The following is a 6,266-nucleotide window of genomic DNA, read 5'->3' as shown; positions in this document are numbered from 1 at the left end:
ACCTCTTTGCATGCCGTGCCGAGGCCGTCGCCGTGGCCGGGGTGTGGGACCCTGTGCGGCCACAAGCGGCCGTTCAGCGGGCGGGGAAACCTGCCGTTGGAACGGCGGCACTACTCCGGAACCTGACGGACGAGTTAAGCGCACAATTCGGCCATTGCTGCCGTTGGGATTGACTGACCTCAACGTCCGCAATGTGACCGACTGCTGCCGGCGGTTTGGTTTGGCAGCCGAATGACAGCTTTCTCGATCGGCGAACTCACCCTCGCGACCCGTTCCTGTCATACGAGACGGATTTTTGCACGTCGGGTTTCGGATCGATCTGCGACGTCCGCGTACCGTCACTTATTGCACTGAAAACGAGTGGACCCCTGCGACAGCCTCTACACTGCGGGGCAAGTAGGTCTGGTACACGATGCCGCGTCGCTACGGCCGGTCGTAGACATACACACCGCGGCGGGTCTTTCTCCCGAGCTTCCCCGCTGCCACCATCTCTCGCAACAGTGGACAGGCACGATACCTGGAATCCCCGAAGTCCTTCAGGAACACGTCCATCACCGATAGACAGACATCGAGTCCGATCAGGTCTGCCAAGGCTAGCGGGCCAAGGGGCTGATTCGCACCCAGTCGCATCCCGGCGTCGATTTCCGCTGCTGTCGCGATATTTTCCGCTAAAACGAAGAAGGCTTCGTTGATCATCGGAATGAGAATGCGGTTGACCACGAAGCCGGGCGAATCCTTCACGGCAATCGGCGCCTTATCAAACTGCTGTGCGAGTTCTCGAACAGTCTCCGCTGTCTCGGGGCTGGTCTGCAAACTTCGAATGACTTCGACAAGCGGCATCAGGGCCACCGGGTTGAAGAAATGCATGCCAATGAAGCGCTCGGGCCGCTTGAGCGTTGCGCCCAAGGCTGTTATCGAGATCGATGAGGTGTTCGTTGCGATAATCGTGTCAGGTCGTACCTCGGATTCGATTTGCCGGAGAATGCGGACCTTTAGATCAGTGTTTTCGCTAGCCGCTTCGATGACGATATCGACAGCTGCAAGATGTCGATAGTCCATCGCGGTTTCGATACGTGCGAGCGCCGCCTCGCGCGTTGATGCGGCGAGTTTCCCTTTCTCGACGAGCCGCGAGAGGCTGGCGCTCAACGTCGCAAGGCCCTTGGTGAGCGCCGTGTCGGTGACGTCGATCAGGACGGTCCTGAGACCAGCGACCGCGGCAATCTGGGCAATGCCGTTGCCCATGGAGCCAGCGCCGACGACCCCGACGGATTCGATTTTCATGGCTGTTCCTTTCTATCGGCGCCAAACACGACGCCTGTTCGATTTTTGAGCACCGGAGCGATGCCTTGCCTGGGGCCCGTCTTCGGGGGAAATTGCTTCGAAAAAGCTGATCGATCACGCTGTTACGACTTGAAGACCCGGATGCGTTCGCGAGCAGCGCACGGCGGTGCCGTGCTTCCGAACCTCAATCGGGGCGACCGGCCAGCAACCGCTTCGCGGTGTATGAAAGAACGCGCTCATCACGCTGATTCAACACGTCGATGCGACTCGTCACGACTGCACGATTGCTTTTGGATGTGGGTTTCACTTCCTCGACCTCCACTATCCCGTAGATCGAATCGTTGACGAGAACCGGGCCGTGAGCCTTTAGCGTCAACTCCAGCAGTGCCAGACCGGTGCCTTGTATCATCGTCTGGAATAGCAGCCCTTCAATCAGGCCGCTCGTCAGCGCTGCGGGGACCGCACGGCCACGCATGGCGCCGTGCTCGTAGTCTGCGTCGATAAAAATGGCCTCGAGCATGCCAGTCACCGAGATGAAATTGACAAGATCGGTCTCGGTCACGGTGCGGCGATAGGTGCGAAAGCGTTGACCGGCCTGAATCTCCTGCCAGTAGAAGCCGCGGCCCAGCAGTTGGGTGTCTTGTCGGGTATTCATATTTACTCCGGGTGGGTAGGTGGCTAGCGACACCGCCCGCAGTCGGTTCTGCGGGCGGCTATCGCGTTGGGGAAGCACTGCATTCGAATCGCAATATCTTTGATATCGGGAAAGCTGAACTAGAACCTGACACGCAAGCCGGCGGTAACGGCTAGCTGGTATCGCGAATTGGAACCTGTTGGACCGCCCACGTTGTCGATCGATGCCGTCAGGGCGTCGCCCAGGGCTTTCTGATAGACGGCGGCTACGTATGTCGCTGTACGCTTGCTAAGCAGGTACTCGGCCCCCGCGTTTATCTGCGCCCACCGAGGATGAGTCCCATCCGTAATGTTCGCGATGCTTGGGGCCCCACCCACCTTTCCGTCACTGTAGATCAATGCAATACCGGCGAGAAACGCTGGGGAGATCTGATATCTCGCGTTGACTTCATAGTTCGAGAGAGAAAAGTTCGTATGGTCAACGTATCGCAACTTGGCCAGTGTGTACACGAACCCCAGCGTCGCCGCATCCCATTGGTACGCCGCGCCTGCCCCGGTGACGTCCTGCGTCCTGACCGGTCGCGTGTAGAAGATATCGGTGGGGCTCGAGTAGTCGCCGACGATGGCGCCAGCCGTATTGGTCCCCCCTGTACTCCCGGCCGAAGGGTTTGAGAGGTGCAGGTGGCCGGCGCCCACCGTTAAAGCACCTGCGGCATAGCTCGTCCCAACGCTCCACGCGCTATTGTTTGAGAATCCGGTGCCTGGTGATCCCGCAGCCTGATTGCTGAAAGCGTACAATCCGCCGATGGCAAGCCCGCGATAGATTGGGCTGGTGTACTTGACCGAATTGTTAATGCGGAACGTGGTGTAGAGGTTGTCAATGTCACCGACGTGCGCGCCATACTGTGTCGCCCATTGTCGGGATGAGACAAAGGGCCCGACGAAGTCGACGACCGAGTCGTACTGCCGACCGAAGGTCATCGTCCCCAGATTAGCGTTGGTCAGCCCAACAAATGCCTGGCGGCCGAAGAAACGAGAGCCTTGCAATTGGGTGCCGTTCGCCACGCTGAAGCCATTCTCGAGCGTGAAGATTGCGGAATTGCCGCCGCCGAGATCCTCGACTCCCCGAAGTCCCCATCGGGACGGCGCACCGATGCCGGATGTTTGCTGTATTTTGCGGGCACCGATGGCTCCTGGCTGACTGGCCACGTTGTTCACGTAACCGATACCTGCATCAACCAGACCGTAGAGAGTCACGCTGCTCTGTGCGCAGGCTGACGCGCTAACCAGTCCGCCGGTCGCAAGAAAAATCGCCTTACTCATTTTCATGCATGTCCCCTTCCCCTGTGAAGTGATATAGCGCTAAGTATTGATACAGCAATGTGCCGTTGATCTCGTGACAACCTTGGCGGCGGAATGACTCAGGTCAAAGACCTGCGAAGCCGGGCATGCACTGCCTGGCACCGCTCACAAATCGTGACAGTGGTCGAGCGCCACCTCAGATCACGGAGCGATCGCGTAACGCCGCGATTCGTTCATCGTCATAGCCCAGGACGACGCGCAGAATGCTGTCCGTATGCTCGCCGAGCGTGGGTGGGTGGGTGAGCGCCTGCGGGGGCGTCGCGCTCATATTGATTGGATTGCGCACCACCTTCACTGTGCCGCCTGACGGATGGGGCACGTTGAGCTGCAGTTCGCGCGCTACCACCTGCTCGTTCTCGAATACCTCGCCGAGATCGTTGATTGGGCCGCAGGGGACGCCAGCGGCTTCGAGCGCAGCGATCCATTCATGCTTCCCGAGCACGTGGACCATCTCTGCCAGAATCGGCACCAACGTGACGCGATTGCGCACGCGTGCCGGATTGGTGGCGAAGCGCTCGTCGTCAGCGAGCTCCGGCCGGCTGCCGGCCTCGACGAATTTGCGGAATTGCCCGTCGTTGCCGACCGCGACGATGATCCAGCCATCGCTGGTCTGGAAAGTCTGGTAGGGCACGATGTTGGGATGCGCATTGCCCCACCGCACCGGCGGCTGGCCACTGGCGAGGAAATTCGAGCTAACGTTCGCGAGCATGGCGACCTGCACATCGAGCAGCGCCATGTCGATGTACTGGCCTTCGCCGGTATGGTCGCGGTGGGTGAGGGCAGTCAGCACGGCGACGGTTGAGTACATCCCGGTCATCAGGTCGGTAATCGCCACCCCCGCCTTTTGCGGTCCACCGCCTGGCAAGCCATCGCGCTCTCCGGTAATGCTCATGAATCCGCCGATACCCTGGATGATGAAGTCGTAGCCCGCACGCTGCGCATAGGGTCCAGTCTGACCAAAGCCGGTCACCGAGCAGTAGATGATGTCGTGCTTGACTTCCTTGAGCGACGCGTAGTCGAGGCCGTATTTCTTCAACTGGCCGACCTTGTAGTTCTCCAGCACCACATCGCTTTGGGCGGCCAGTTCGCGGATGATGCGCTGTCCTTCGGGCGTGGCGATATCCACAGTCACGGAGCGCTTGTTGCGGTTCGCTGCGAGATAGTACGCAGCCTCGCGCGTATCTGCGCCGTCCGGCGTTTTCAGGTATGGAGGGCCCCAGTGACGCGTGTCGTCGCCGATCTCCGGACGTTCGATCTTGATGACGTCGGCGCCGAAATCTGCCAGCGTTTGTGCGCACCACGGGCCGGCGAGCACGCGGGTTAGATCCAGCACACGGATATGATTGAGAGCACCCATAGTTGATTGAGATGTTATCGGTTAGTAATGCTATTTATCTGGCGTGACGGTGTCGCGTAACCAGTTTCAAGCCTTGGAAACGGAAGCCGACGTCTGGACTTAAAGGGTTGCGTCGGGTTGGCTAACGTCCTGCGCAAGAATCGGTTCGCTACCGGGTAGTTCCGTCGCGGTCGGCAGGATCACCCCTCACTGGATCTCACTGGAAGGGGATGCAGATTTCTACGGGAAGCAAGTGGCAAGACCACCACGAGCATGACCACCGCTAATGCTTGCACGCACGCAGCGGTGACAAAGCCACTCGTATAGGTGCCGGTAGCTTCCCGTACGTATCCGGTGAGCCAGGGTGTCAGAAAACCCGCGAGGTTCGCAACAGAGCTGATGAAGGCCACCCCGACCGCGGCCCCACTGGCCTTCAGGTACCGCATGGGAATCTGCCAGAACAGGGAGATGCCGGCACCTGTGCCCGCGAGCGCGAGGGCGAGTGTCATAAAGGTGGCGGTGCGGCTGCTGTGCCAGACGAGTACCAGCAGAATCAGGCTTACGACACCTACTGCAGAGGCAATCGAGCAGTGGTAGCGGACGTCGCCATGACGGCTTGCGTATGTACAGAATGCGATGTTGCCGACAGCGCCAAGAATACAGATTGCCGCGATAGCGTTGCCGATCGCCGTGTAGCCACCGAATCCCGCATCCCGCAGGATGGTCGGAATGAAGAAGCTCAGTGCCGTATTGGCGGTGAGGATGCAAAAATAGATGGCGAGCAGCGTCCAGACGACGGCATTGGCAAGCAGCGGCCGCTGGTGGTTCACTTCCGCAGAAGAGCGTTTCCGGTCGAGAGCGAGGTCGGCCTCGATGAGCAGCCGTTCTTCGGGGGACAGCCAGGAAGCCGTGGCCGGTCCGTCGGAGAGGACAAATAATACGAGGCAGCCCAACAGCAGTGTGGGGACCGCCTGCACCAGAAACATCCATTGCCATCCCGCAACGGACAACATGCCGCTCATATGTTGCAGCACGAAGCCGCCGCTCAGACCTACGACTACGGTCGAACAGATGGCGGCCGAATGGAAAATGCTGAAGTTTCGGGTTCTCCGCTTCGTTGGAAACCATAGGTTCAGATACAGGATGACGCCCGGATAGAAGCCCGCCTCGAACGCGCCAAGCAGGAACCGCAGAAGATAGAAAAGAGGTGCACTACGGACGAACATCATTGCGATGCTGGTGAGCCCCCAACCGATGGCAATCACAGAAATTGTTCGTCTTGCGCCGAGTCTTTGCTGAACCATCGTGCTGGGTATGCCGAACACCACGTAACCGAGGAAGAACAGTCCCGCACCGAAGCCATACACAGTTTCGCTGAAGTGCAGATCGAACAGCATCTGCAATTTGGCAAACGCGACATTGGCACGATCGACCCACGCGAGCAGCCATAGCAGGAAGAGAAGCGGAATGATCCTCCACTCCGAAGCCGAATAGGCGCGTCGCAGAGTGATTTCGGATGCGTCGCTCAAGGCGTTCGTATCGGCGTCATAGAGCGAATTCATGAAGTGTCTCCTTGATGACATGCCCGGATCTGTTTGGCCAGTGTCATGACAATTTCAGTGCGGGGGCGGGCGGTGTCGCCCGCGTTCCTGTG

At 59.2% G+C, this 6,266-nt stretch carries 5 protein-coding genes; all 5 read right to left on the bottom strand.

Annotated features, from left to right (window positions below; translation table 11 throughout):
• Positions 1-423: 423 nt before the first annotated feature.
• Entirely contained in the window at positions 424-1,281 is an 858-nt protein-coding gene (locus P0D89_RS40370; RefSeq protein WP_408367259.1) for a 3-hydroxybutyryl-CoA dehydrogenase, read from the bottom strand.
• A gap of 184 nt (positions 1,282-1,465) precedes the next feature.
• On the bottom strand, positions 1,466-1,936 hold the full coding sequence (locus tag P0D89_RS40365) for a MaoC family dehydratase (protein ID WP_408367261.1): 471 nt from the start codon (positions 1,934-1,936) through the stop codon (positions 1,466-1,468).
• 119 nt (positions 1,937-2,055) lie between these two features.
• Positions 2,056-3,243 carry a porin gene (locus P0D89_RS40360; RefSeq protein WP_408367263.1) on the bottom strand — a complete coding sequence of 396 codons (1,188 nt, stop codon included), beginning with the start codon at positions 3,241-3,243 and terminating at the stop codon, positions 2,056-2,058.
• A 169-nt stretch (positions 3,244-3,412) separates the two neighbouring features.
• Positions 3,413-4,633, bottom strand: a complete 1,221-nt coding sequence (locus P0D89_RS40355; protein WP_408367265.1) for a CaiB/BaiF CoA transferase family protein — start codon at positions 4,631-4,633, stop codon at positions 3,413-3,415.
• A 179-nt stretch (positions 4,634-4,812) separates the two neighbouring features.
• Positions 4,813-6,174, bottom strand: coding sequence for an MFS transporter (locus tag P0D89_RS40350; protein WP_408367267.1), 1,362 nt, complete (start codon positions 6,172-6,174; stop codon positions 4,813-4,815).
• Positions 6,175-6,266: the final 92 nt, after the last annotated feature.

This window comes from Paraburkholderia sp. RL18-085-BIA-A (genome assembly GCF_046027075.1).
In the GTDB taxonomy this organism is placed as follows: domain Bacteria; phylum Pseudomonadota; class Gammaproteobacteria; order Burkholderiales; family Burkholderiaceae; genus Paraburkholderia.
This window is presented reverse-complemented; position numbering and strand designations above follow the sequence as displayed.

Excerpts from the sequence above, each read along its gene's own strand:
- P0D89_RS40365 (WP_408367261.1), bottom strand. The coding sequence starts at position 1,936 with ATGAATACCCGACAAGACACCCAACTGCTGGGCCGCGGCTTCTACTGG.
- P0D89_RS40360 (WP_408367263.1), bottom strand. The coding sequence starts at position 3,243 with ATGAAAATGAGTAAGGCGATTTTTCTTGCGACCGGCGGACTGGTTAGC.
- P0D89_RS40355 (WP_408367265.1), bottom strand. The coding sequence starts at position 4,633 with ATGGGTGCTCTCAATCATATCCGTGTGCTGGATCTAACCCGCGTGCTC.
- P0D89_RS40370 (WP_408367259.1), bottom strand. The coding sequence starts at position 1,281 with ATGAAAATCGAATCCGTCGGGGTCGTCGGCGCTGGCTCCATGGGCAAC.
- P0D89_RS40350 (WP_408367267.1), bottom strand. The coding sequence starts at position 6,174 with ATGAATTCGCTCTATGACGCCGATACGAACGCCTTGAGCGACGCATCC.